Origin of the sequence: Mycolicibacterium gilvum (assembly GCF_900454025.1) — a bacterium.
In the GTDB taxonomy this organism is placed as follows: Bacteria; Actinomycetota; Actinomycetes; order Mycobacteriales; family Mycobacteriaceae; genus Mycobacterium; species Mycobacterium gilvum.
Window position 1 is genome coordinate 875,236 of sequence record NZ_UGQM01000001.1, and the last position, 23,774, is coordinate 899,009.

Consider the following 23,774-nt stretch of genomic DNA (forward strand, 5'->3'; position numbering starts at 1 on the left):
GTGTCTATCACGCCCGCTCAGCCGATGTGGCGGTGCTCGTCTGTCCAGTACGGTTCTCGCAGCTGGCGTTTGAGCAGCTTGCCGCTGGGGTTGCGGGGCAGCGCGTCGACGAAGTCGACGGACTTCGGCAGCTTGAACCCGGCCAGCTGTTCGCGCGCGAAGGCGATCAACTCGGCCTCGGTGACCGGGGCGCCGGCGACGACGACGGCTTTGACGGCCTCGCCCCACCGGGTGTCCGGGATGCCGATGACGGCGACGTCGGTGACGGCCGGGTGCGTCATCAGCACGTTCTCGACCTCGGCGGGATACACGTTCTCCGCACCCGAGACGATCATGTCCTTGATCCGGTCGTGCAGGTACAGGTAGCCGTCCCGGTCGAGGTATCCGGCATCGCCGGTTCGCAGCCAGCCGTCGGGGGTCAGCGTCGCCGCCGTCGCCTCGGGGTTGTTCCAGTAGCCGAGCATGTTCTGGTCCGACCGGGTCCACACCTCGCCGACGGTGCCGGGCGCGACGTCGCGTCCCGTCGGGTCCACGACGCGGATCTGCACCCACGGGTAGGGCCTGCCGCAGGAGCGCAGCAGCTGCGGCAGGTGTTCGTCGCCGTCGAGCTGGGTGACCGATCCGGTCGACTCGGTCATGCCGTACACCTGGGCGAAGATCCCGCCGAACCGGTCGATCCCGCGCATCAGGACGTCATCGGTGATCGGGGAGGCCCCGTACACGACGATCCGCAGCCGGGAGAGGTCGGTGTCGTCGAGACCCGGTGTGTCGAGCAGGAATTGGATCACCGCGGGAACCAGCAGCATGTTGGTGACGCGGTGGCGCGCGACGGCGTCGAGGATTGCGCCGGGGTCGACGTCACGCAGCACCACGGTGACCGCGCCCTCCCACAGCCCGGCCAGCGCCCACCCGAATCCCGCCATGTGGAACAGAGGCATCACCGCCAGGCTCACCGAGTCCGCGTCGAACTTCCACGGCCCGCCCACGCCCGCGGTCTTGCACACGACGTTGGCGTTGCTCAGCATCACCCCCTTCGGCGCCCCGGTGGTGCCCGACGTGTACATCAGGAACACCAGGTCGTCGGGTCCGGTGACGACACCGGGGTCGACGGCCGGCGCCGCGGCCAGCAGGTCCTCGAAAGTCGGCCAGTGGCGGTGCTTTCCGATGACGACGACCTCGACGTCGAGATCGTCTGCGATGGCTTCGATCTGACCGGTGAACTCCTGTCCGACGACCACCACCGATGCGCCGCAGTCGGCGATCACGTGGCGCATCTCCGGCGCGGTGAGCCGCCAGTTCACCGGTACCGCGACGGCGCCGAGTTTCGCGGAACCGAAAGCGACGTCGAAGAATTCGATGCCGTTGCGCTCCACGAAAGCGACCCTGTCGCCGGGCCCGACGCCGGTCCGGGAGAACGCCTGGGCGGTCCGGTTGGAGCGCTCGTCGAGTTTGCGGTAGCTGACGGTGCGGTCGCCGACGATCAGCGCGGGCGCGTCCGGGCGGTCGCGGCCGTGGCTGCGGACGATGTCGGCGAGGTTGTGGAACACGGCTTTTCAGTCCCTGGGCTGCATCCGCTGGCGTTTCATGATGGTGTCGACGGCGCCCGGGGCGACGCTGTTGATCGCATGGGCGGTGACGGCGATGCGCGGTGCGATGCTGACCGGACGGTGCCGCGCGGCGGTGACGATCCAGCCGGCGGCCTCGTCGGCCGACAGACCGGGCAGTCCGTCGTAGGCCCGTGTCGGGGCGATCATCGGCGTCTTCACCAGCGGGTAGTACAGCGTGGTCGCGTGCACGCCGCGGCCGGACCATTCGGTCTCGATGATGCGGCTGACCGAGCTCAGCGCGGCCTTCGAGGCGTTGTAGACGCCGAACAGCGGTGGGCTCTCGGTCTTCACGCCCCAGGTGGACACGTTGATGATGTGCCCGTCGCCACGCGCCAGCATGCCGGGCGCCAGGCCGCGGATCAGCCGCAGCGGGCCGTAGTAGTTCAGCGTCATCGTGCGTTCCACGTCATGCCAGCGCTCCAGCGACTCCTCCAGCGGGCGGCGAATCGAGCGGCCGGCGTTGTTGACCAGGATGTCGATGCCGCCGAGGTCCTTCTCGACGGTCGCGACGAGCTCGTCGACGGCGTCGAGGTCGGACAGGTCGCAGGCGTGGGCCCGGGCGTCACCCCCGGCGTCAGCGATCCGGATGACGAGCTCGTCGAGCAGATCCCGGCGCCGCGCGACCGCCACCACCGTCGCTCCGCGGCGGGCGAGCTTCTCGGCGGCGGCCTCCCCGATACCCGAGGACGAGCCGGTGAGCAGGACGCGCTTGCCCCGCAGCTCGATGGTCTCGCGGGTCGGTCGGTTCAGCAGCGCCGGCAGGATCGGCGGACGCATGCTGGTCAGCACCACCTGGTCGGCGAGACGCCGCAGCGGATTCCTACTCGTCACGCCGCGGAGTCTATTTCCAGCGCCGAAATTGCATTCCAGCAGGACCTCACTCGCACTTCTCCTGCTGGAACGCAATTTCGGCGGAAATCACTAGAAGTAGCGGGGGAACGGCGACCAGTCGGGGTCGCGTTTCTCCAGGAACGCGTCGCGACCTTCGACGGCCTCGTCGGTCATGTACGCCAACCGCGTCGCCTCGCCGGCGAACAGCTGCTGGCCGACCAGTCCGTCGTCGAGCAGGTTGAACGCATACTTGAGCATCCGGACGGCCTGTGGAGATTTGCCGTTGATCTCCGAAGCCCACTGCAGCGCAACATTTTCCAGCTCGGCGTGGTCGACGACCTCGTTGACCGCGCCCATCGCGTGCATCTGCTCGGCGGTGTAGGGCCGGCCCAGGAAGAAGATCTCGCGGGCGAACTTCTGCCCGGCCTGGCGCGCCAGGTACGCCGAACCGTAGCCGCCGTCGAACGAGCCGACATCGGCGTCGGTCTGCTTGAAGCGGGCGTGCTCCCGCGACGCCAGGGTCAGGTCGCACACTACGTGCAGCGAGTGTCCGCCGCCGGCGGCCCACCCGTTGACCAGACAGATCACCGGTTTGGGCATGAAGCGGATCAGCCGCTGGACCTCGAGGATGTGCAGCCGCCCGGCACGGGCCGGGTCCACCGTCTCGGCGGTATCGCCGCTGGCGTACTGGTAGCCGCTGCGGCCGCGGATCCGCTGGTCGCCGCCGGAGCAGAACGCCCAGCCGCCGTCCTTCGGCGACGGCCCGTTGCCGGTCAGCAGCACCACCCCGACGTTCGACGACATCCTGGCGTGGTCCAGGACGCGGTACAGCTCGTCGACGGTGTGCGGTCGGAACGCGTTGCGCACCTCCGGGCGGTCGAACGCGATCCTTACGGTCGGTTGGTCGACGGCGCGGTGATAGGTGATGTCGGTCAGGTCGTCGAAGCCGGACACCGGCTCCCAGAGGCTGGGGTCGAACGGATTGCTCCCGGGGGTAGTCACGCCTCAAACGTTATCGAAGCGGAACACCGGGCAGCGTTCGGCCAGTGCCTCGAACTCGTCGGGGTGAGGTCCGGTGACCAGACCGGCGTTCTTCATGAAGTCCATGCCGGTCGGCACCAGCACCGGGAACTGCCGCAGCAGCGGGCGCGCTTCCTCGACGGGCAGCTCGGCCATCCGCACGCGTTCCCGCGTCCGGCCGCGTGTCAGCACGGCATCGGGATTGGCCTGCAGATTGCGGACCCAGTCCGATCCGGGAAGCCCGCCGACCACATACCGCCGCCCGTCGACCTCGAACGGGGTGATCGGTGTGGAGCGCGGCTTACCGGTTCTGCGTCCGGTCACGGTCAGCACCACGGGCCCGTTCTTCAGCAGACCGGTCCTGTTGATCGCGATCATCGCCTTGTTCACGTATTTGAGCCACCACGGAGGCCGGATCCGCTCGCCACTCGCCATGAGTTCGACGCTACAACCGGATTCCGTGTACCCGCAGGGCGCCGAGCAGCCCGTCGCTGCGTTCACGCGTCGGTAGCGGGTCGACGAGCGCGAACGCGCACCCCAGCGCGCGGGCGCCGCCGTCGGCTTCGTCGCTGTCTCCGACCATCAAGGCGCGCTCTGCGGGCACTCCGAGCCGGTCCAGGGCGGTCTGGAAGATCGACGGATCCGGTTTGACGGCGCCCACCTCGAAGGAGAGCACGAACTCGTCGACGGTCCCGACGCCGTCGAATGCGGGCCGCAGATCGAACGCGATGTTGGACACGACCGCTGTCCTGATGCCGCGCCGGCGAAGACCGGTGAGCACCGTCGCGGTGTCGGGGTAGGGCGTCCAGCAGGCGGGGTCGATCACCCGGGAGTAGAGCGATTCGGCGTGCTCGCACGCGAGTCCCGACTCCCGCAGCACGTGCAGATAAGCCTCGCGGTGCAGGTGCGGGGCGAGGTCGCGGTTCATCCACGCCTCCAAGGCTTCCGGCGTCATCGATACCGACCGTCCCGTCGGTGCGGTCAACCGCCGCATCAACTCGGCCTGCACGTGTTCGTCGACGTCCCGGTTGCCGGCGGAGGCGAGGGTCATCCCGTCGAACCAGCTCTCGTCTTCCTCGAGCCGGAACAACGTGCCGGAGAAATCGAACAGCACCGCGTCCAGGTCGGTCACTCCACCATGGTGCCAGGTGTGAAATTTTCGCGAAATGGCTAATAAACCGGGGTGAATGACTTGTCACGTGCCGTCGTGGTGGTGCCTGCGCACAACGAGAAGGACCATCTGCCGGACTGCCTCCGCGCGCTCACCACCGCCGCGCTGTGCGTGCCCATCCCGGTCGGCATCGTGGTGGTCCTCGATTCCTGTGATGACGGCAGCGACGCGCTCGCCGGGCAGTTCGGCGCCGACGTCCACTTCGTCTCCGTCGACGCGGGCAACGTCGGCGCCACCCGCGCCGCCGGGTTCGAGTACGCCCGCACCTTGTTCGGCGACGACGAGATCGGGCGCACCTGGTATGCGACCACCGACGCGGACAGCACGGTCGACGCGGACTGGCTGGTCCGGATGCTCGGCGCCGGCGCCGACATGGTGCTCGGTGTGGTGCGGGTGTCGAGCTGGCGGCACTTCTCACCTGCGGTGGCGCGACGCTATCTGCGCGGCTACCGGTCTCGCGGTACGGGACACCGGCACATTCACGGTGCGAACATGGGGTTCCGTGCCGAATCCTATTGGCGTGTCGGGGGATTCCGGGCGCTGAAGAGCAGCGAGGATGTCGACCTGGTCCGTAGATTCGAAGACGCCGGAATGTTCATCCACCGGGACCGGCGCCTGTCGGTGGCGACCTCGGACCGTCGGGAGGGTCGTGCGCCCGGCGGCTTCGCCCAGCATCTGCGGAATCTGTCGCGTTCGGACGACCCCGGGAAAGCCGACGTGGCATGACTGCCGGCCTGGTCCGGAGCTGGCTGGAATCCGGTCGGCTCGACCTGCCGCTGCCGGGGGGCGGCGACACGGCCCTGCGCTGGGAGAGATTGGCCGAACTCGCCGAGATCGACGTCGTGGCAGGGCGTCTGGCGGAAGCGCACGCCGATGCGGCGGCGATCCTCGCAGAACTCGGGGGCCGGGCACCGGCGCCGGGCCAGTGGTGGGGAGTGTGGGCCGCGGAGTCCGGCGACGAGGTGGTGACCGCACACGACGACGGCACCCGGGTACTGCTCGACGGGACGAAGGTGTGGTGCTCGGGGGCGGGGCTGTGTACACACGCACTGGTGACGGCGCGGCTGTCGACGGGTGAGCGCGGCCTGTTCGCCGTCGACCTCGCGGCGGACGGGGTGCGGCCGCTGCGGAGCGGGTGGCACACCACCGGTATGGCCGAATCCGACACCCGCTCGGTGGCATTCGCGATGACCCCCGCGGTCGCGGTGGGGGCACCGGGCGAGTATCTGACCCGTCCGGGCTTCTGGCACGGCGCGGTCGGGGTGGCCGCCTGCTGGCTCGGCGGAGCCCGCGCCGTGGCCGCAGCACTGTATGCGCGGGTCGCCGCGGGAAACGCCGACGCGCACACCGCGGCGCATCTGGGCGCCGTGGATGCGTCGCTGACCGCCGCGCACGCCACGCTGGCGGCCGTGGCCGCAGACATTGACGCCGATCCGCGGAACTGCGGTGGCCGTGCGGAACTAGGTGCTCGCCGCGCCCGCGCCGTCGTCGAGACCGCTGTCGAGGAAACGCTGAGCAGAACCGCGCGGGCGCTCGGCCCGTCGCCACTGGCCATGGACTCCGACCATGCGCGTCGGGTGGCCGATCTGTCGATCTACGTCCGGCAGAGCCACGCCGAACGGGACCTTGAGCGTCTCGGGGTGCTCGCGGCGGAGCCGTCATGACGGCGTCACAGACCGGCAACTCCGACCGGTTCGCCGTCCATCCGCTCCCGGACGGGGGCACACCCGAGAAGGTGTGGGCGCGAGCCGGTCTCCGATTGCCCCCGCTGGATCTCGCGGGTTGCCGTGAGATCGTGATCGTCGGCGCGCACCCGGACGACGAGACCCTCGGATTCGGCTCAGCGGCAGCGATGCTGGCGGAGTCCGGGGTGCGGGTGCAGATCGTGTCGGCCAGCGACGGCGGCGCCGCGTTTCCGAATGTGTCCCTGCTGCAGCGGTATCGGATCGAGGCGTTACGTCGGTCCGAACTGCGCGCCGCCGCCGACACGCTGGGGTTGTCGACGCCGATCAGCCTCGGTCTGCCCGACGGCGAGATCGCCCGTCACGAGCAGCGTCTGACCGATCTGCTCATCGAGATCCTGACCGACACTCCGGCCGGCACCTGGTGCGCCGCGACGTGGCGAGGAGACGGGCACCCCGATCACGAAGCTGTGGGCCGGGCCGCCGCGGTGGCCGCCGAGTGCACCGGAACAGTGCTGCTCGAGTACCCGGTGTGGATGTGGCACTGGGCGCGCCCCGGGGATCCGGCGGTCCCGTGGGAGCGGGCCCGTGCCGTGGGCGCGACGCCGGCGGCCGTGGCGCGGAAGATGAAGGCGGCTGCGCTTTTTCGCAGCCAGTTCGAGCCGACGGAGTACGGTGACGAGCCCGTGCTGCCGCCGTACTTCCTCCCGCGGTTGCTCACCGTCGGCGAGGTGGTGTTTCGGTGACTCCCAGGCTTCCGGACGGCTTCTTCGACCGCATGTATGCGCACGCGGCCGATCCGTGGCAGCTCGAATCCCGGTGGTACGAGAAGCGCAAGTACGACATCACCATGGCGTTGCTGCCCTACCCCCGGTACCGGCACGCATTCGAGCCGGGGTGTTCAATCGGCGTGCTGACCGAGCGTCTGGTCGCGCGCTGCGATCACGTCACCAGTTCCGATGTCGCCGTCGCGGCGCTGGACGCCGCACACCGGCGGTTGTCGGATCGCCGCATCAGGCACCGCGTCACGTTGCTCCGGGGATCGCTTGACGATCCCTGGCCGACAACACCTTTCGATCTCATCGTGCTCTCCGAAGTGTGCTACTACCTGCAGCCGGCCACTCTGCGCGCGGTGCTGGACCGTGAGGTGCCCCGCCTGGGTCACCCGACGACCGTCGTCGCGGCACACTGGCGCCACGACGTCGAGGAGTATCCGATGAACGGCGATCACGCCAACGACGTCATCGGGGCCACCGAGGGTCTTCATCATCTCGGCGGGTACCGGGACGCCGACGTCGTCATCGACGTGTTCGACAATGCGGGCGGTGCTTCGGTGGCCGCACGCACCGGAGTTCCCGGCTCCTGACCACCCGGGTCAGCCGCCCAGAACGGCCGTCGTGTCCGATGTGCGCCAGAGGTGAAGGAAATTCGTCATCATCAGCAGCCGGCTGCGGGCCTGCTCGCTGCCGGCGATCCGGGGATCGAAGCGGTCCGCGACGGGTTCGGGGAGCAGATTCAGCAGATACCCGGGAACGTCGAGCAGCCATGCGGTTCCCATGATCGCGACGTAGGCCAGCACGTGGTCCCGCAGCACGGCGATGTCGAGCGACGGTCCGCCCGCGCCCGCGTACTCGTCGGCGAAATGCTGCAGCAGCACGGTGAAATGTGTTTCCCACAGCGCGGTCTCGGCGCTGCACATCGCACCCCAGATCGCCATCGCGAGGTTCATCTGCCCGACGCAACCCCAGTCCATCAGGCCGCACCGCAGCAGATCGCCGTCGCGCCAGAACCAGGCGTTGTCGACGTTGGCGTTCCAGTGGCACAGCGCGACGTACTCCGGGTCGGCGCCGAGGCTGTCCCACAGGGCGTCGACCCGGTCGGCGATGACCGCGACGTCGCGCCGGAGGCGGGACACGAACTCCGGAGAGCCCAGATCCGCTGGCAGCAAGCCCGGTTGACGCTCGGCGAGCTGGGCGAGCCGGTCGACGCGGCGGCGCAACTGGTCGGCGGTGTAGGGTGCGCGCTCCCCGACCGACAGGCTACGGATGTCGACGGCGAAATCGGAACCGGCCGCCACCGCACCGGCGCTGTGCGCACCGGCGAGCCGGCCCAGCGCGCTGAACAACGCCCGATAGTGCCCGAGCTGGTCCGGCATCGCATAGTCGGCGCACTTCTCGTACTGCGGCTCGATGCCGTTGCGGCCGAACGCTATCCGCTCGGTGATCAGGATTCCGCTGCCCGATTCCCCGTGGTAGTCCGCGTAGAGGCAGCGGGGTACGTCGATCGGAAAGCCGGGCGCTCGCGTGAGCAGGGCGAAGCGCACCTCGTGGGCCATCTGGGTCCGCCCGAGATCGCGGGCCGGATCGTCGAAGTCGCGGGAGAACTTGACGAAGAGTTCCCGCGGGAGCGTGTCGGCGCCGCCGTAGGTGAGGGACAGGACGGCCTTGCGTCCGGTGCTGCCGCCGCCGAACTCGCGCAGTTCGTCGACGGAGACGACGGTGCCCTGGTCGGGCAACACCCCGGACCTGCGAAACGCCGCGGTCAGAAACCGCGGGCCGGCTTGGCCGAGCGACGCGGCGTCGGCGGGGAACTCGAGACCGAGGTGATCGCCGGGGAAGGTCCGCATGCCGTGATTGTGCCTGGGGCGTTCACACGTAACGGTTTCGCCCCGCCAGTGCGCCGGTGACGGTCTGTACGCAGAACACCGCGAGGAACAGCACCCACGGCGCCGTCCATCCGTGGGTGACGTCGTGCAGGAGCCCGAACAGGAACGGGCCCGTGCCTGCCAACAGGTAGCCGAATCCCTGCGCCATGCCCGACAGCGCCGCGGTGTCCTCCGGGGTGCGGGCGCGGAGCCCGAGCAGCGCCAGTGCGAGGGAGAACCCGCTCAGCCCGGTGCCGAGAAGCACGCTCCACAGCAGCGGTTGTGCTGTCGGGGCGACCATCAGGCCGACGGTGCCGAGGAAGCCGAACGAGCCCACGCCCACGATCCAGCCGCTCTGGCTGGCGCTGCGCGCGGCGAGGGGCGTGATCACCAGCGACAAGGGCACCCCGACCAGCGATGCGACGGCGACCAGCAGGCCGGCCTGCACCTTGTCGATCCCGTTGTCGATGAAAACCTGTGGTAGCCAACCCATCATGATGTAGGCCAGGAACGCCTGGCTGCCGAAGAACACGGTGACCGTCCACGCGAGGGGGCTCCGCAACAGGGAGCGGCGCGCCGCGCTCGGACGGGTGTGCACGGCCCAGGCGCTGCGGTGGCGTGCGGTCGCCGGAATCCACAGCGTCAGCGCGAGCAGCGACACCGCCGCCCACACCATCAGTGCGGTCCGCCATCCGCCCAGCGGATCGGCCAGCCCGGGTGTGACGGCGGAGCCGAGCGCGCCACCGCCCTGTAATGCGGCGGTGTAGATACCGGTCATCATGCCGATCCGGGCCGGGAACGACGTCTTGATGACCACGGGGATCAGGACGTTGGCCAGCGCGATGCCGGCGCACGCGATCAGCGTCGCGCCGATGACGACGTATTCGCCGCCCACGCCGCGCAGTGCCAGGCCGGCGGTCAGCGCCAGCAGGGCCACCGAGATCGCCCGGCTCAGCCCGATGCGGGAGGCCACCCACGGTGCCGCGAGACCGGCGCCGGCGAAGCAGAGGGCGGGCAGCGTCGTCACCAGACCGGCCCAGGTCGCCGACACCGCCAGGTCGCCGCGGATGTCGTGCAGCAGCGTCGCGATGCTCGTCACCGCGGGGCGCAGGTTCAGCGCGGCCAGCACTACCGCGACCGCGAGCAGTGCACCGCCGGCGACGGGCGGCACGGAGTCCGGGGTCGCCCGTGGATCCACGATCATCGGCTGCCGCTCAGAACGCATCCTGGTACCGTGCCATACATCCCATGATTGGACGAAAGGATATCCGTGTGCCGTTGAGCACAGCACGACGCAGCGGGCTGGTCGAGCAGGTCATCGACCAGTTACGGCACGCGGTGGCCGGCCAGGAATGGCGCATCGGCGAACGGATACCCAATGAGACCGTGCTCGTCGAGAAGTTCGGAGTCGGGCGCAACACTGTGCGCGAGGCCGTGCGCGCGCTGGCCCACGCCGGCATCCTCGAAGTCCGGCAGGGCGACGGCACCTACGTCCGGGCCACCAGCGAGGTGTCCGGCGCCCTGCGGCGCCTGTGCGGTGAGGAACTCCGCGAGGTGCTGGAGGTGCGTCGGGCACTCGAGGTGGAGGCCGCCCGGCTGGCGGCGTCGCGCCGAACCCCGGCCGACGTCGCCGAGATGCGCGGGCTGCTGGCACGCCGTGACGAACGCGATTCCGCCGGCGACGTCGAGGCCTTCGCGCGCATCGACACCGAGTTCCATCTCGCGGTCGTGCGCTGCGCACGCAACAACACCCTGATCGAGCTGTACCGCGGTCTGCTCGAAGCCGTCACCGCCAGCGTCGCCCACACCCGTCACGTGCCGGTGGACGTGTGTGACCACGGCGTGCTGCTCGATCACATCGCCGCCGGCGACCCCGACCTGGCCGCGCGCACCGCAGGCGAGTTCCTGGACCGGATCATCAACGGCCTCGGCTCAGCCGACTCCAGCTGAATCGTCGGCTCAGCCGACTCCAGCTGACTTGTCGGCTCAGCCGACGGCGCGCCCCGCGCTTTCCCAGAACTGCGCCCGCACCGCCTTCTTGTCCGGCTTGCCCAGCGCGGTGATCGGCACCGAGTCGGTCACGACCACCTGCTTGGGCACGTGCACCGAACCCTTGCGCTCCTTCACCGACGCCTGGATCTCGGAGATCATGACCTCCACGGCCGCGGCGTCGGAGGCCGCGTCGGGCCGCAGCACCACCACAGCCGTCACCGCCTCGCCCCACTTCTCGTCGGGAGTGCCGATCACGCATACCTGGGCGATCGAAGGATGTTCGGCCACAACGTCTTCCACCTCGCGCGGGAACACGTTGAAACCGCCGGTGACGATCATGTCCTTGGTGCGGTCGACGATGAAATAGAAGCCGTCCTCGTCCTCGCGGGCCAGATCGCCGGTGTGCATCCAGCCGTCCCGGAACGTCTCGGCCGTCGCCTCCGGCAGGTTCCAGTACCCGCCCGACAGCAGCGGACCCGACACGCAGATCTCGCCGACCTCACCCTGCGGGACGGGCTGCCCGTCCTCGCCGAGCAGTGCGACCTTCGCGAACAGCGTCGGCCGGCCACACGACGTCAGCCTCTTGTCGTCGTGCTCCTTCTTGGACAGGTAGGTGATCACCATCGGCGCCTCGGACTGGCCGTAATACTGCGCGAAGATCGGCCCGAACCGGCGGATCGCCTCTTTGAGCCGCACCGGATTCATCGCCGACGCGCCGTAGTAAACGGTCTCCAGCGACGACAGATCGCGGGTGTGGGAATCGGGATGGTCCATCAGCGCGTAGATCATCGACGGCACGAGCATCGTCGCGGTGATCTTCTGCTCCTCGATCACGCGCAGCACCTCGGCCGGATCGAACTTCGTCAGCACGATCAGCTCACCGCCCTTGACGATGACGGGGGTGAAGAACGCCGCGCCGGCGTGCGAGAGCGGCGTGCACATCAGGAAGCGCGGGTTCTCCGGCCATTCCCATTCCGCGAGCTGCACGGTCGTCATCGTGGTGATCGACTGCGTGGTGCCGATGACGCCCTTGGGCTTACCGGTGGTGCCGCCGGTGTAGGTCAACCCGCCGATGTGGTCCGGGGGCAGGGCCGCAGCCGTCAGCGGCCTGGGGGAGTACTTCGCCGCCTCGGCGCTGAGGTCCACCGCCTTCACCCCGGCCTTGGCGAACTCCTCGGGAACCGGGCCGATGGTCAGCACCTGCGTGAGGGTCGGCACCTTCTCGACCAGTCCGAGCGCACGTTCGACGAACATCGGATTGGGGTCGATGATCAGCGACGTCACCTCGGCGTCGGTGAGCACGTAGGCGTGATCGTCGAGCGAGCCTAGAGGGTGTAGTGCCGTGCGGCGGTAGCCCTGGGTCTGGCCGGCGCCGATGATCATCAGCACCTCGGGCCGGTTCAGCGACAGCAGGCCGACGGCGGCACCGGTACCGGCCCCGAGCGCCTCGAACGCCTGGATGTACTGGCTGATGCGATCGGCGAGTTCGCCACCGGTCAACGTGGTGTCGCCGAGAAACAGCACGGGCCGGTCCTTGTGGCGCTTCAGCGCGCCGACGGTGAGGTGGCCGGAATGCAGGAAAGGACGGAGCTGAGGATCACCCATGGCTACAGACTAGAACGTGTTCCAATTCCCGCAGAAGGGTCCGACGGAAAATCGTTGTTCACAGCACGCCGCACCCGGCCGTCCCGCAGACCCACGAGCTGACGAGCAGCAGCGGCCACAGCACCACGGCCGCCACAATGGCGACAAGATCGGCAAAGACGGTGAATTGCGCGCTGAACAAAGCCTCGAGTCGATCGAGGACGGGCACGTTGAAGCCGAGGTACACGACCCCGATCGCGGTGTAGGCCAGCGCGACGAGCAGCGCACGGTCCACGAAGGACCCGGCACCGCCGTCCTTTCGGTGCGCGTGCAGGAACCGCCGGCCGCGGCCCTCGGGTTCGTCGCCTGTCACGGATTCACCCGACGCAGGGCGGCGGACGGTCGAGAATGGAACGCACACAAAGGTGTTCGGTCATGCGGCCCACCCGCGATCTGCGCTCGATCCCCGCGCGCAGAGATTACGGGCGCACGTTGAAAGCTCCCACGAGGGCGCCGATCGGCCACGACGCCATCGTGGCACACGATGCCAACCGTAGACTTTCAGCATCCGCGCGCGACGTCCGGGGGAGCCGCCAAAAGTTAATGAGTGTTCGCGAAAAATACAGTTGAGTCCGCAGCAAGGGGCGCAGCGTTAAGGTGTGCCCTATGGCACCCTCTGTGGGCGTCCGCGACGCGCGCAGGCGACCCAAAGATCGTAAGCAACAGATCGCGCGAGCATCGGCGGAAGCGTTCAGCGAACTCGGCTACCACGCGGTCAGCATGGAGGACATCGCGTCGCGCGTGGGCGTCACGGCCGCATCGCTGTACCGCCACTACTCCGGCAAGTACGACCTGTTCCGGGCCGCCGTGCTGAATCTCGGCGAGCAACTGGTCTCGGCGACGGCCTTCGCCGACGACGAATCCGGCGACTCCCCGGAGGAATTGTGGGAGCGCATCGTTGCTGCACTGGCCGACGCGGCGATCAAGACCCGCGCCAGCGGCGGGCTGTACCGGTGGGAGGCGCGGTTTCTGCAGGAGTCCGACCAGGCCATTTCGAACGAGCAGATCAGGCTGGTGAACCGCCGCCTGCAGCGGCCGCTGTCGGCGCTCCGGCCAGAGCTCGACAGCAGGCAGCGGTGGACGGTGACCGCGTCGGTGCTCAGTGCCATCGGCAGCATCTGTGACCACCGCGCCAAGCTTCCGGTCAACGACATGCGTCGATTGCTGGTGAGCCTGGCGCGCCGGCTCCGTGACGCCGATCTGCCGCCGGTATCCGCCCGTGAAAAGCCAGGACGGCGGGCCGCCCCGTCGGTCGGTCCCGCCGGCGAATACGAAGCGATCCTTGCCGCGGCGCTTCGGCTGTTCCACGAACACGGATTCCGCGAGACCGGAATGGACGACATCGCCTCGGCGATCGGCCTGCCCGCATCGACGATCTATCGGTACTTCAGCGGGAAGTCCGCGGTGCTCAGCACCATCTACCGACGCGCCGCCGACCGGGTCTCCGGTGACATGGGCGCGATCCTGGCGATGGCGCCCGACGAACGCACCGCCGTCGGCCAGCTGATCGACGCGTACGTATGGCGGACGTTCGCCGAGCCGGAGTTGGCCTACGTCTACTACGCCGAACAGCTCAACGTGCCCGCCGAGGACCGGGCCGCGCTGCACAACATCCAGCGGTCGATCGTCGAGGGCTGGGCCCGGCAGGTGGTGGCCGCGCGCCCCGATCTGTCGGTGCGCGAGGCCCGGTTCGCTGTGCACGCCGGCCTCGGTCTCGTCGTCGACATCGGCAGGCTGGAGCGCTTCGCCGACACCGAATCTTCACGCCGGCTGATCGGGCGGCTGCTGCGGGTGCTCCTGCTTCCCGAGCCCGTCTGAAATCTACAACTCCGTCAATCCCGGCGTGGGACGTCCTGCTCTGCCTAATAAGTTAATGAAAGATTCCCGAAACCTTGACGCAATCATCGCCGCCGCCCTACGGTGACGACCATCCAGAACCTGGTTACCTAGGTTGCTTCAAACGGGTGGGTCATCGAAATCGGGAGGCGTGGAACGTGAATCCCTCATGCGCCTCCCAGGTCCGCGCACGCGGTGCGGCCGTCGGCATAGTCGGTCAGAATGCGCTGCGGCGGAACGGACTTCAGGCATGACCACGGCGGATCAGCCGGTTCGTCGCGATGACTCCGTCCACGCCGTGCAGGACTGGGTCGGAGGTTATGTGCGCCGCCATCCGCTGGCGTCGCTGGCCACGGTCGGAGACCAGTTCGTCATGGGTGTCCGCACCCTGCAGTGGTTCTTCGTCGACCTCTTCACCGGGCGTTTCCAATGGCAGGAGTTCGTGCGCCAGGGTGCGTTCATGGCCGGCACCGCTGTGCTGCCCACCGTCCTGGTCGCGCTGCCGATCGGGGTGACGCTGTCGATCCAGTTCGCGTTGCTCGCCGGTCAGGTCGGCGCGACATCGCTGGCCGGTGCGGCCAGCGGGCTGGCCGTGATCCGGCAGGCCGCGTCGTTGACCGCCGCGATCCTGATGGCCGCGGCGGTCGGCTCGGCGATCACCGCGGACCTCGGTTCCCGCACGATGCGCGAGGAGACCGACGCCATGGAGGTCATGGGCGTGTCGGTGATCCGCCGCCTCGTGGTGCCGCGTTTCGCCGCGGCGATCATGATCGGTGTCGCGCTCACCGGTGTGGTGTGCTTCGTCGGCTTCCTGGCCAGCTACCTGTTCAATGTGTACTTCCAGAACGGCGCGCCGGGCAGCTTCGTTGCCACCTTCGCGTCGTTCACGACCACCGGTGACATGATCGTGGCACTGGTCAAGGCGGTGATCTTCGGGGCGATCGTCGCCATCGTCTCGTGCCAGAAGGGGATGTCGACAAGGGGCGGGCCCACCGGCGTCGCGAACTCGGTCAATGCCGCCGTCGTCGAATCGATTCTGATCCTGATGGTCGTCAACGTCGCGATCAGCCAGCTCTACATCATGCTGTTCCCCAGGGTCGGGCTCTGATATGGCGTCGACCTACGTACCGCCGCTGCTGAAGCCCTTCGTCCGGCTCTACCAGAAGTCCACACCGCCGGTCGCCCGCCTGGGCCACATGCTGGTGTTCTTCGTCCGGGCGCTCGTCGCCATCCCGCTGGCCCTACGGCACTACCGCGCCGAGTTCGTCCGTCTGCTGTCCGATATCGCCTGGGGTAACGGCTCTTTGGTCGTCGGTGGTGGTACGGCGGGGGTGGCGATCGTGCTCGGTATCACGGTCGGCGCGCTCGTCGGCATCGAGGGATACAACTTCCTGGACCTGCTCGGCCTGGGACCGGCGACGGGCATCATCTCGTCGTTGGTGAACACGCGCGAACTCGCTCCGATCGCGCTGTCGTTGGCGTTCGCCACCCAGGCGGGTTGCCGGTTCACCGCGCAGCTGGGATCGATGCGGATCGCCGAGGAGATCGACGCCCTGGATTCCATTGCCATCCGGCCGATTCCGTATCTGGTGACCACTCGGCTGATGGCCTCGGTGGTCGCCGTCGTCCCGCTCTATGTGGTGTGCCTGGCGGTGAGCTACCTGACCACCCAAATCGTGGTCCGGGCCATCAGCGGCGGTGCGACCGGTTCGTACATGCACTACTTCACGTTGATGCTGTCGGGTCAGGACATCCTGTACTCGCTCCTCAAGGCCATCATCTTCGTGTGGATCGCCACGACGATCCAGTGCTACTACGGCTTCTACGCCAGCGGCGGACCCGAAGGGGTCGGGGTCGCCGCCGGACATGCCATGCGCGCCAGCATCACCGTGGTGATCATCGTCAACATGCTGCTGACGATGGCGCTGTGGAACATCGACTCCGGTGCGAGGTTCGGGGGATAGATGCCGAATTCCTTTGACACCGACGGCCGCGGGCCCACCAATCGTCAGTTGCTTGTCGCAGGCACCGCCGTGATGGTGGTGGCAGCGCTGGTCACCGCGGGTCTGTTGGTCAAGGCGACCGGACGCCTCGATCCGTTCGTCCGGGTCGTCGCGGATTTGGTGAACGTAGGTGACGGGCTCCCGCAGCGCTCGGACGTCAAGTACCACGGGGTGCTGGTCGGGGCGGTGGACAGTGTGACACCGGCAGCGCATGGTGATCCGAACTTCGTGCACATCAACCTCAATCCGCAGTATGCAGACGCGATCCCGGCCAACGTCACCGCCCGGGTCGTGCCCAGCAATGTGTTCGCGGTGTCCTCGGTGCAACTCGTCGACAACGGACCCGGCCCGGCGATCGAACCCGGCGCGCACATCGCGGAGGACACTGAGCTACCGCCCGTGTTGTTCCAGACGACGATCAGCAAGCTGCGCGACATCCTGGCCGCGACCGGGCGAGGCCGAGAAGACAAGACAGTAGGCGTTCTGGCCGCGGTGAACGCCGCCACCGAGGACCGCCGCAGCGAGCTGTTGGCCAGTGGTGCGCAACTGAATCGCCTTGTCGACGAACTCGATTCGATCGTGGCCACCGATCCCGGGCCCACCACGGTGTCGGCGCTCGTCGACGCGACCCGCGGACTGCGGGCGACCGCGCCGGAACTGCTCGACGCGTTGCACATGGCGGTCGAGCCGATGCGGGTCCTCGTCGAGCAGCGCACCCAGCTCGACAGTCTCGTCACCGGCGGCCTCAACACCGTCGGTACCAGCCAGACGGCATTGAACAACCATGCCGACCGGCTGGTGACGATCACCAAGGAGTTCACACCGGTGATCGCCAACCTCGCGGACACCTCGCACCACTGGTTGCCCGCGTTCCGCAAGCTCAACGGGTTGTCCGACAAGTTCTTCAACGAGGTGTGGCGCCCGGAACGCGACGTGGGCAACATGCGGATGAACCTGTCGCTGACCCCGACCTATACCTACACCCGTGCCGACTGCCCGCGCTACGGCGAGCTGAAGGGGCCGAGCTGCTACACCGCGCCGCTGGTGGTGACCCGACCGGAGCTGCCCGACGTGCTGCTGCCCCAGAACTACCAGCCACCGAAGGATCTGGCGCCGCCCCAGGGAACGGTGCTCGGCGAGAACGGCAACCTGGTGGCGGTAGGGCCGCCGCTGGTCAACCCGAATCCGAGTCTGGCCGACCCCAATCCGCCGCTACCGCCGTGGATGTCGCCGGCACCGCCGGTCCCCGGGACGGCCAATGACGCGCTGGTTCCGATACCCCCGCCGCCGGTGAATCAGTCGCCGCTGGCGCCGGTGGCGCCGAAGCGGCCGGATTCGCCTCGGGCGCAGACGGTTCCGCCGGCGGGTCCGGCGCCGGTCGCACCGCCCGCCGGTCCCGCGCCCGGACCGCTGTTGCCGGCCGAGGCCGCACCGGCGTCTTTCGGCGGCAATGTGGGACCCGTGGGCAGCGCGTACGAACGAGCGACCCTCAGCGTCATCACCGGTCAACCAGCCACTGCGGCAACCCAATTGCTTCTGGGGCCGGTGGCTCGCGGGACAACGGTGTCTGCGGCGCCGCCTGCCCCCGGAGAGGAGCCTCGATGAAGTACCGGGGTGCGATGGTGGGGCTGTCGCTGTTCATGGTGGCGGCACTGACACTGACCTGGCTGGTATACGTCACCCTGCGGCGCGACGTGACCGGGCCGACGGTGCCCTACTCGGCGGTGTTCACCGACGTGTTCGGCCTGCGCGAGGGCGACGACGTGCGAATGGCCGGTGTGCGGGTGGGCCGCGTAGAGAGCATCGAGCTGGACGGCAAGCACGCCAAGGTGTCGTTCGTGGTGCAGAGCGACCAGCAGGTGCTGGGCACCACCGTGGCGTCGGTGACCTACCAGAACATCGTGGGACAGCGGTATCTCGGGCTGTCGCTGGGGAATCTCGGACAGCCGGATCCGCTGCCCGCGGGCAGCGTCATCCCGGTCGAGCAGACCGACCCCTCGTTCGACGTCGGCACCCTGCTCAACGGATACGAGCCGCTGTTCTCTCTGTTGGACCCCCGTCACGCCGACAACCTGACCAAAGGCGTCATCCAGTCGCTGCAGGGCGACGAGGCGTCGATCACCGCACTGGTGGATCAGACTGCGCAGCTGACCGACGCGTTCGCCGGCCGCGACGAGGAACTCGGCGGGGTGATCACCGACCTGAACGTGGTCGTCTCAAACCTGGCCCGGCACAACGACGATCTCGACCACATCGTCGGTCAGGCCCAGTCGGTGGTGTCCACGTTCAATGCGCGGCGCCCGCAGCTCGTGGAGTCCATGGGGTCGATGGCCAAGGTGGTGCGGCAGCTGTCGACGATCTCCGACGAGGTGTACACGCCGCTGAGCGAGCTCGTGCAGCGCCAACCGGGCTTCGCCGCGCACATGGTCGGCATCGAACCGCAGCTGGCATTCGTCGGCGCCAATCTCCCGTTGATGCTGAAGGGATTCGCGCGGATCACCGGCGAAGGCACCTACGCCAACGCCTATGCGTGTGAGTTGGACGGCACCGCATTCTTCCCCGGGCTCAACGATGTGACGCCGATCGTCGTCGCCGCCGCCACCCCCGGCAACAAGGCCCGCCACACCCCCAAGTGCAGGAATATGGCCAATGGCTGACCCGTCGTCGAAGATGCGGCGCAGGCGTCGCCCACTGGAGAGCTACAACAAGGTCTGGTTGGGCGTCGTCGCGGTCGCGGTGGTCGCCGTGCTCGTCGGCGCGCTGCTGCTGGTGCGGGTCGCCGACTTCGGATACCGCCACTACACAGCACGATTCCTGCAGGCCGCCGCCCTGCAACCCGGACATCCGATCACCGTCGCGGGTATCCCGGTGGGTGAGGTGACCAGCATGGAGCTCGCCGGCGATCACGTCGTGGCCGGACTGAAAGTCCGTGACGACGTGGTGTTCGGGGAGGACTCCTGGGCCTCCATCAAGGTCACCACCATCCTGGGCTCGCGCTACCTGGCGCTGTACCCCGAGGGAACCGGCGCCCTGCCTGACGACACGTTCGATCTGTCGCACACCGAGGTGCCCTACGACCTGCAGGAGGCACTCTCCGACGTCACCACCACCTTCGAACAGGTGGACTCCGATCAGTTCGCCGAGACACTGGCGGTCCTCGGTAAGCAGTTGGAGACTCTCCCCCCGGTGGTACCGCAGGCCCTGGAGAACACCCACACCCTCTCGACGATCATCGCGCAGCGCCGGGATCAGCTCGGAGAACTGCTCGAGACCACCGATGCGGTCAGCACCACGCTGCGACGCCAGCAGGCGACCATCGGAAGCCTGATGGATCAGGGGAATTCGCTTCTCGGAGAGTTCGTCGCCCGGCGCGCCTCATTCCACGCGATGATGGGCGCGCTGACCAACCTCGTGCAGACGCTGAGCAACATCGTGGTCGACGACCGTCCCGAGCTCGAGAAGCTGCTCACCGACCTCCGGGAGCTCGCCACCTTGCTCGGCAAGAACGACGGCATGGTGCGCAGCATCCTGCAGTCCGGGCCGATCGCGCTGCGGAACCTGACCAACATCACCGGCACCGGCAACGCAATCGACTTCAACGCCTCCAGCGGTCTGCTGGTCGACTCCTGGATGTGCGCGATCAGCGGCCGCGCCAAGCAATTCGGAATGATCGAGTACTTCCAGGACTGCAAATGAGCACCAGGTCGAGGGTCGTCGCGTTCGTCGCTGTGGGCGTGGCGCTCGCGCTGGTGGTCGCCGTCGTGGTCGGGAAGTACGCCAAGGACCAGCTCGACACCATCAGCGTCACCGCCCAGTTCGACAGCGCCGCAGGCCTGTACGAGGGCAACACGGTCGCGGTGCTGGGCATGCCCGTCGGCAAGGTCACCACGATCACCCCGAAGGGTGGATACGTCGAGGTCGAGTTCACCGTCGACAAGAACGTCAAGGTGCCCGCGGACGTGCAGGCGGCCACCATCTCCAACTCGATTCTGACCGACCGCCAGATCGAGCTGACCCCGCCCTACCGGGACGGACCGGTCCTGCAGAACCACGACACCATCGGTTTGAACCGGACACGGACGCCGGTGGAGTTCGCTCGGGTGCTCGATGTTCTCGACAAGCTCGCGGTGTCCTTGCGCGGGGACGGCAAGGGCAACGGGCCGCTCGCCGACGCGATCAACGGGGGCGCGGCCGTGGTGGACGGCAACGGCCAGCAGATGAAGGATGCCCTCGGCGAACTGTCGAACGCGTTGCGGCTCAGCTCCGATCGCGGCATGGTGACCAAAGATCAGCTGACGACCATCGTCCGCAACGTGAGCTCGCTGTCGGATGCGGCGGCCCGCAACGACGAGATGATGCGGGAGTTCGGTTCGTCGGTGCGCGCGCTGAGCCAGATCCTCGCCGACGAGAACCTGGGCACCGGCACCACCGGCAAGAAGATCAACGAGGTTCTGACCCACACCGGTGAGGTGCTCGAGGCCCACCGTGAGGACATCAAGGCTCTGGTCGCCAACGGCGACATCGTGCTCAACACCGCCGCGGTCGATCACGAGCGTGACCTGATGGAGTTCCTCGACGTTGCGCCGATGCTGCTGGACAACCTGTACAACGTGGCCGATCAGAAGAACGGTGCGCTGCGGGTGAAGGTGGTCACCGACAAGGTCCTGTTCGACAACCAGTTGGTCAAGGAGGTCTGCAATATGATGGGCCTGCGTCAATTGGGCTGCAGCACAGGAACTCTTCAGGATTTTGGGCCGGATTTCGGTCTGAGCTACATGCTCGACGGGCTTGCGGCGATGGGGCAGAAGTGAAGACGTCGCCTCCGACCCGCCAATGGCTGGTGACCGCGCTGGCCACCGTCGCGTGCCTGACCGTGTCGGGCTGCGCCACCGACGGCCTGTCCAGCCTGCCGTTGCCGGCGCCCGGCGTGGGTACCGGTGGATACCAGCTGACGGCTGTGTTCTCCAACGCGTTGAACCTGCCTGCCAACGCGAAGGTCAAGCTCGCCGGCGCAGACGTCGGACAGATGGAATCCATGGTCGCGCGCAATTACACGGCAGTCACGACCCTCCGGATCATGGACGGGGTCCAGTTGCCACAGGGCAGCACAGCTGAATTGCGTTCCGCGACACCGCTGGGCGATGTGTTCGTTGCGATCAAGCCGCCGTCGCCGATTCAGCCGGGTGCGCCTCTGCTGCGCGACGGTGACACCATCGGACTGGAGTCGACCACCGCGGCCGCCACCGTCGAATCGGTGCTGGGATCGGCGGCGATCCTGGTCAACGGCGGCGCGGTGCGCAACTTCACCAACGTCATCAATGGGCTGGGCAAGGCCACCGGCGAGGAAGGTCAGGCGTTCGGCACCCTGATCAGCAAGACCAACACCACCCTCGGCAAGTTGAACGCCCGCTCCGAGGAGATCTCGACGGCGATGGACGAGACATCCCGGCTGGCATCGGAGATCGCGGCCAAGAACCAGGTGATCAGCGATGTGATGGCGCAGGCGCGGCCGGCGACCGACACGCTGGCCGCCCACACCACCGACATCGCCGATCTCGTCACCCAGATCGGCGGAGTCTCCGATCAACTGCGCAAGTTCCCGTCGATCGCCGGGACCGACACCAGCGGGCGCAGCGTCATCGCCGACGCCAACACCATCGCCTCCGCCTGGAACGACGTCGCGCTGGCACCGGACGCCACGCTCTACTCGCTCAACCGCCTGATGCCGCCGTTCATCAAGTCCATGACCAGCAGCTCGATCGCCCTCGACGCGAGCGCCGACCGGTTGATCCTCGGATCCATCCCCGACATCGGCTACGACGGTGATTCCGGGCTGCACGGGCCCAAGCGGCACGACTGGCATCAGCTGGTCGGCACGCTGAAGTACACGTTGTTCCGGTTGCAGGAACGTGTCGTCGGGAAGGGTCCTGGTGTGCCGCAGATGCCGGTGATCCCGAGTCCGACCGAACCCGGCGAGATCATCGCCGATCCCCGCGCGCCGGCCCCTCCGCCACCGGCCCCTCCGCCACCGGCGGCTCCGGCTCCGGCTGCACCGGCGGCACCACCGCCGTTACCCGCGGAGGCCCCCCGATGATCGCCGGTGTCGCCGACCGGGTCGTCGGCATCGTCCGGTACGGCTATCGGCGCCGCGCCTGGTTGTCGGCGCTCGGACTGGTCATGACGCTGGTCGTCGCGACGGCGTATCTCTTATTCGGTGCGCTGCGGGTCAATCCGTTCGCGTCCAGCTACCGGATGACCATCGAACTGCCGGAGTCCGCCGGCCTGTTGCCAGAACAGGACGTGACCCTGCGGGGTGTGCCCATCGGGCGGGTCGAGCGGCTCGACATCACCCCGGCCGGGGTCAATGCCGTCGTCAATGTCGAAGCGGCAGCGCAAATTCCGGAGTCCAGCGATGTTCGGGTGTCCGGTCTGTCACCGGCGGGCGAGCAGTACATCGACTTCGTTCCTGCATCCGATGTGGGACCGTTCCTGGCCGACGGCGCGGTGGTGCGTCAAGGTCGCGCGACGGTGCCCGTCAGCCTCGCGAAGCTGCTCGCCGATGCCGACGGCGCTTTGGCGCAGGCGGATACGGCGAAGCTGGAGATCATCAAGAAGGAGCTGAGCCTCAGCGACGCCGGGCCGCAGAAGCTCGCCGACATCGTCGACGGGGGCACCTTCCTGCTGTCCACCCTCGATTCGGTGCTGCCCGAGACCAGCTCACTGCTCCGCAGCAGCCGGGTGGTCTTCACAATGGTCGCCGACAAGAACGCCGGAATCGACGCCGCGTCGGATAATCTCAGTGCGACTTTCGAGGGCATCAACGCGATGCGCGACGGTTATCGCCGGCTGACCCAGCAGGCGCCGGAGACGTTGGCCCATGTCGACAACCTCTTCGCCGACAACTCCGACACCATGGTGCAGTTATTGGGCAATCTGACGACCACATCCCGCCTGCTCTATCTGCGGGTGCCGGCCTTGAACGCGTTGTTCCCGACGCACCGCACGTCGGTGCTCGACGCTCTCGGCGCTGCGATGCACGACGGCGGCCTGTGGGGCACCGCGGAGATATATCCGCGCTACACCTGCGATTACGGCACACCGAAGCTGCCGCCGTCCGCGGCGGACTACCCGGAGCCGTTCATGTACACCTACTGCCGCGACGACCATCCCGGTGTCCTGATCCGCGGCGCCAAGAATGCGCCGAGGCCCGCGGGCGATGACACCGCCGGACCCCCGCCGGGTGCCGACCTCGGCCGCCAGACCGATCCAACGCCCAAGGGCCGCTACACGATTCCGACGCCCTACGGTGGGCCGACGCTGCCCATCGAGCCGCCCCGCTGACCG

23 protein-coding genes are annotated in these 23,774 nt (G+C 68.0%); 14 read left to right on the top strand and 9 right to left on the bottom strand.

The window, feature by feature from the left end:
• Positions 1-17: 17 nt before the first annotated feature.
• The 5 genes from DYE23_RS04195 to DYE23_RS04215 form a co-directional block, all read right to left on the bottom strand.
• Positions 18-1,547, bottom strand: coding sequence for a long-chain-fatty-acid--CoA ligase (locus tag DYE23_RS04195; protein WP_115326560.1), 1,530 nt, complete (start codon positions 1,545-1,547; stop codon positions 18-20).
• A 6-nt stretch (positions 1,548-1,553) separates the two neighbouring features.
• A complete protein-coding gene (locus DYE23_RS04200; RefSeq protein WP_115326561.1) occupies positions 1,554-2,438 on the bottom strand; it encodes an SDR family oxidoreductase in 885 nt (294 codons plus the stop codon).
• A 90-nt stretch (positions 2,439-2,528) separates the two neighbouring features.
• Positions 2,529-3,440: a 1,4-dihydroxy-2-naphthoyl-CoA synthase gene (locus DYE23_RS04205; protein ID WP_115326562.1), complete on the bottom strand. Its 912-nt coding sequence runs from the start codon at positions 3,438-3,440 to the stop codon at positions 2,529-2,531.
• Between the two features lie 3 nt (positions 3,441-3,443).
• Positions 3,444-3,893: a nitroreductase family deazaflavin-dependent oxidoreductase gene (locus DYE23_RS04210; RefSeq protein ID WP_115326563.1), complete on the bottom strand. Its 450-nt coding sequence runs from the start codon at positions 3,891-3,893 to the stop codon at positions 3,444-3,446.
• Positions 3,894-3,903: 10 nt separating this feature from the next.
• The gene (locus DYE23_RS04215; RefSeq protein ID WP_115326564.1) at positions 3,904-4,590 is read right to left on the bottom strand and encodes an HAD family hydrolase; all 687 of its coding nucleotides are present in this window, start codon (positions 4,588-4,590) and stop codon (positions 3,904-3,906) included.
• Between the two features lie 51 nt (positions 4,591-4,641).
• Here DYE23_RS04215 and DYE23_RS04220 point away from each other — a divergent pair, with 51 nt between their 5' ends.
• The 4 genes from DYE23_RS04220 to DYE23_RS04235 are packed head-to-tail and all read left to right on the top strand — an operon-like array spanning position 4,642 to position 7,677.
• Positions 4,642-5,355 carry a glycosyltransferase family 2 protein gene (locus tag DYE23_RS04220; protein ID WP_115326565.1) on the top strand — a complete coding sequence of 238 codons (714 nt, stop codon included), beginning with the start codon at positions 4,642-4,644 and terminating at the stop codon, positions 5,353-5,355.
• Complete coding sequence (locus DYE23_RS04225) at positions 5,352-6,293, top strand: acyl-CoA dehydrogenase family protein (RefSeq protein WP_115326566.1); 942 nt, start codon at positions 5,352-5,354, stop codon at positions 6,291-6,293. Before DYE23_RS04220 ends, DYE23_RS04225 begins: the two co-directional genes overlap by 4 nt.
• Positions 6,290-7,057 carry a PIG-L deacetylase family protein gene (locus DYE23_RS04230; protein WP_115326567.1) on the top strand — a complete coding sequence of 256 codons (768 nt, stop codon included), beginning with the start codon at positions 6,290-6,292 and terminating at the stop codon, positions 7,055-7,057. The genes DYE23_RS04225 and DYE23_RS04230 overlap by 4 nt, the downstream gene beginning before the upstream one ends.
• Entirely contained in the window at positions 7,054-7,677 is a 624-nt protein-coding gene (locus DYE23_RS04235; RefSeq protein WP_115326568.1) for an SAM-dependent methyltransferase, read from the top strand. Before DYE23_RS04230 ends, DYE23_RS04235 begins: the two co-directional genes overlap by 4 nt.
• Positions 7,678-7,686: 9 nt before the next feature.
• Here DYE23_RS04235 and DYE23_RS04240 read toward each other — a convergent pair whose 3' ends face one another.
• Positions 7,687-8,937: a hypothetical protein gene (locus DYE23_RS04240; RefSeq protein WP_115326569.1), complete on the bottom strand. Its 1,251-nt coding sequence runs from the start codon at positions 8,935-8,937 to the stop codon at positions 7,687-7,689.
• A gap of 22 nt (positions 8,938-8,959) precedes the next feature.
• Positions 8,960-10,180 carry a CynX/NimT family MFS transporter gene (locus tag DYE23_RS04245; RefSeq protein WP_011891021.1) on the bottom strand — a complete coding sequence of 407 codons (1,221 nt, stop codon included), beginning with the start codon at positions 10,178-10,180 and terminating at the stop codon, positions 8,960-8,962.
• A gap of 47 nt (positions 10,181-10,227) precedes the next feature.
• On the opposite strand from DYE23_RS04245, the gene DYE23_RS04250 reads away from it, so the two are divergent.
• Entirely contained in the window at positions 10,228-10,905 is a 678-nt protein-coding gene (locus DYE23_RS04250; RefSeq protein ID WP_115326570.1) for a FadR/GntR family transcriptional regulator, read from the top strand.
• Positions 10,906-10,941: 36 nt separating this feature from the next.
• Here the strand turns inward: DYE23_RS04250 and fadD8 are convergent, their stop codons facing one another.
• Entirely contained in the window at positions 10,942-12,552 is a 1,611-nt protein-coding gene (gene fadD8, locus DYE23_RS04255) for a fatty-acid--CoA ligase FadD8 (RefSeq protein WP_115326571.1), read from the bottom strand.
• 58 nt (positions 12,553-12,610) lie between these two features.
• Positions 12,611-12,904, bottom strand: coding sequence for a hypothetical protein (locus DYE23_RS04260; protein WP_235660323.1), 294 nt, complete (start codon positions 12,902-12,904; stop codon positions 12,611-12,613).
• 293 nt (positions 12,905-13,197) lie between these two features.
• On the opposite strand from DYE23_RS04260, the gene DYE23_RS04265 reads away from it, so the two are divergent.
• The 9 genes from DYE23_RS04265 (at position 13,198) to DYE23_RS04305 (ending at position 23,771) form a co-directional block, all read left to right on the top strand.
• Entirely contained in the window at positions 13,198-14,409 is a 1,212-nt protein-coding gene (locus DYE23_RS04265; protein ID WP_115326573.1) for a TetR/AcrR family transcriptional regulator, read from the top strand.
• Between the two features lie 268 nt (positions 14,410-14,677).
• Positions 14,678-15,535 carry an MlaE family ABC transporter permease gene (locus DYE23_RS04270; protein ID WP_013470657.1) on the top strand — a complete coding sequence of 286 codons (858 nt, stop codon included), beginning with the start codon at positions 14,678-14,680 and terminating at the stop codon, positions 15,533-15,535.
• Position 15,536: 1 nt separating this feature from the next.
• Positions 15,537-16,391, top strand: coding sequence for an ABC transporter permease (locus tag DYE23_RS04275; protein WP_013470658.1), 855 nt, complete (start codon positions 15,537-15,539; stop codon positions 16,389-16,391).
• On the top strand, positions 16,392-18,035 hold the full coding sequence (locus tag DYE23_RS04280; protein ID WP_115326574.1) for an MlaD family protein: 1,644 nt from the start codon (positions 16,392-16,394) through the stop codon (positions 18,033-18,035).
• Entirely contained in the window at positions 18,032-19,087 is a 1,056-nt protein-coding gene (locus DYE23_RS04285) for an MCE family protein (RefSeq protein WP_115326575.1), read from the top strand. The genes DYE23_RS04280 and DYE23_RS04285 overlap by 4 nt, the downstream gene beginning before the upstream one ends.
• Entirely contained in the window at positions 19,080-20,126 is a 1,047-nt protein-coding gene (locus DYE23_RS04290; protein WP_115326576.1) for an MCE family protein, read from the top strand. Before DYE23_RS04285 ends, DYE23_RS04290 begins: the two co-directional genes overlap by 8 nt.
• Positions 20,123-21,241 carry an MCE family protein gene (locus tag DYE23_RS04295; protein ID WP_013470662.1) on the top strand — a complete coding sequence of 373 codons (1,119 nt, stop codon included), beginning with the start codon at positions 20,123-20,125 and terminating at the stop codon, positions 21,239-21,241. The genes DYE23_RS04290 and DYE23_RS04295 overlap by 4 nt, the downstream gene beginning before the upstream one ends.
• Positions 21,238-22,524, top strand: coding sequence for an MCE family protein (locus tag DYE23_RS04300; protein WP_115326577.1), 1,287 nt, complete (start codon positions 21,238-21,240; stop codon positions 22,522-22,524). Before DYE23_RS04295 ends, DYE23_RS04300 begins: the two co-directional genes overlap by 4 nt.
• On the top strand, positions 22,521-23,771 hold the full coding sequence (locus DYE23_RS04305; protein WP_013470664.1) for an MlaD family protein: 1,251 nt from the start codon (positions 22,521-22,523) through the stop codon (positions 23,769-23,771). The genes DYE23_RS04300 and DYE23_RS04305 overlap by 4 nt, the downstream gene beginning before the upstream one ends.
• Positions 23,772-23,774 lie beyond the last annotated feature (3 nt).

Bases quoted from the DNA above. Each gene is read 5' to 3' on its own strand.
- DYE23_RS04295 (WP_013470662.1), top strand. From the start codon at position 20,123: ATGAGCACCAGGTCGAGGGTCGTCGCGTTCGTCGCTGTGGGCGTGGCG.
- DYE23_RS04265 (WP_115326573.1), top strand. From the start codon at position 13,198: ATGGCACCCTCTGTGGGCGTCCGCGACGCGCGCAGGCGACCCAAAGAT.
- DYE23_RS04305 (WP_013470664.1), top strand. From the start codon at position 22,521: ATGATCGCCGGTGTCGCCGACCGGGTCGTCGGCATCGTCCGGTACGGC.
- DYE23_RS04270 (WP_013470657.1), top strand. From the start codon at position 14,678: ATGACCACGGCGGATCAGCCGGTTCGTCGCGATGACTCCGTCCACGCC.
- DYE23_RS04290 (WP_115326576.1), top strand. From the start codon at position 19,080: ATGGCTGACCCGTCGTCGAAGATGCGGCGCAGGCGTCGCCCACTGGAG.
- DYE23_RS04245 (WP_011891021.1), bottom strand. From the start codon at position 10,180: ATGCGTTCTGAGCGGCAGCCGATGATCGTGGATCCACGGGCGACCCCG.
- DYE23_RS04225 (WP_115326566.1), top strand. From the start codon at position 5,352: ATGACTGCCGGCCTGGTCCGGAGCTGGCTGGAATCCGGTCGGCTCGAC.
- DYE23_RS04285 (WP_115326575.1), top strand. From the start codon at position 18,032: ATGAAGTACCGGGGTGCGATGGTGGGGCTGTCGCTGTTCATGGTGGCG.
- DYE23_RS04210 (WP_115326563.1), bottom strand. From the start codon at position 3,893: ATGGCGAGTGGCGAGCGGATCCGGCCTCCGTGGTGGCTCAAATACGTG.
- DYE23_RS04240 (WP_115326569.1), bottom strand. From the start codon at position 8,937: ATGCGGACCTTCCCCGGCGATCACCTCGGTCTCGAGTTCCCCGCCGAC.
- fadD8 (WP_115326571.1), bottom strand. From the start codon at position 12,552: ATGGGTGATCCTCAGCTCCGTCCTTTCCTGCATTCCGGCCACCTCACC.
- DYE23_RS04275 (WP_013470658.1), top strand. From the start codon at position 15,537: ATGGCGTCGACCTACGTACCGCCGCTGCTGAAGCCCTTCGTCCGGCTC.
- DYE23_RS04280 (WP_115326574.1), top strand. From the start codon at position 16,392: ATGCCGAATTCCTTTGACACCGACGGCCGCGGGCCCACCAATCGTCAG.
- DYE23_RS04230 (WP_115326567.1), top strand. From the start codon at position 6,290: ATGACGGCGTCACAGACCGGCAACTCCGACCGGTTCGCCGTCCATCCG.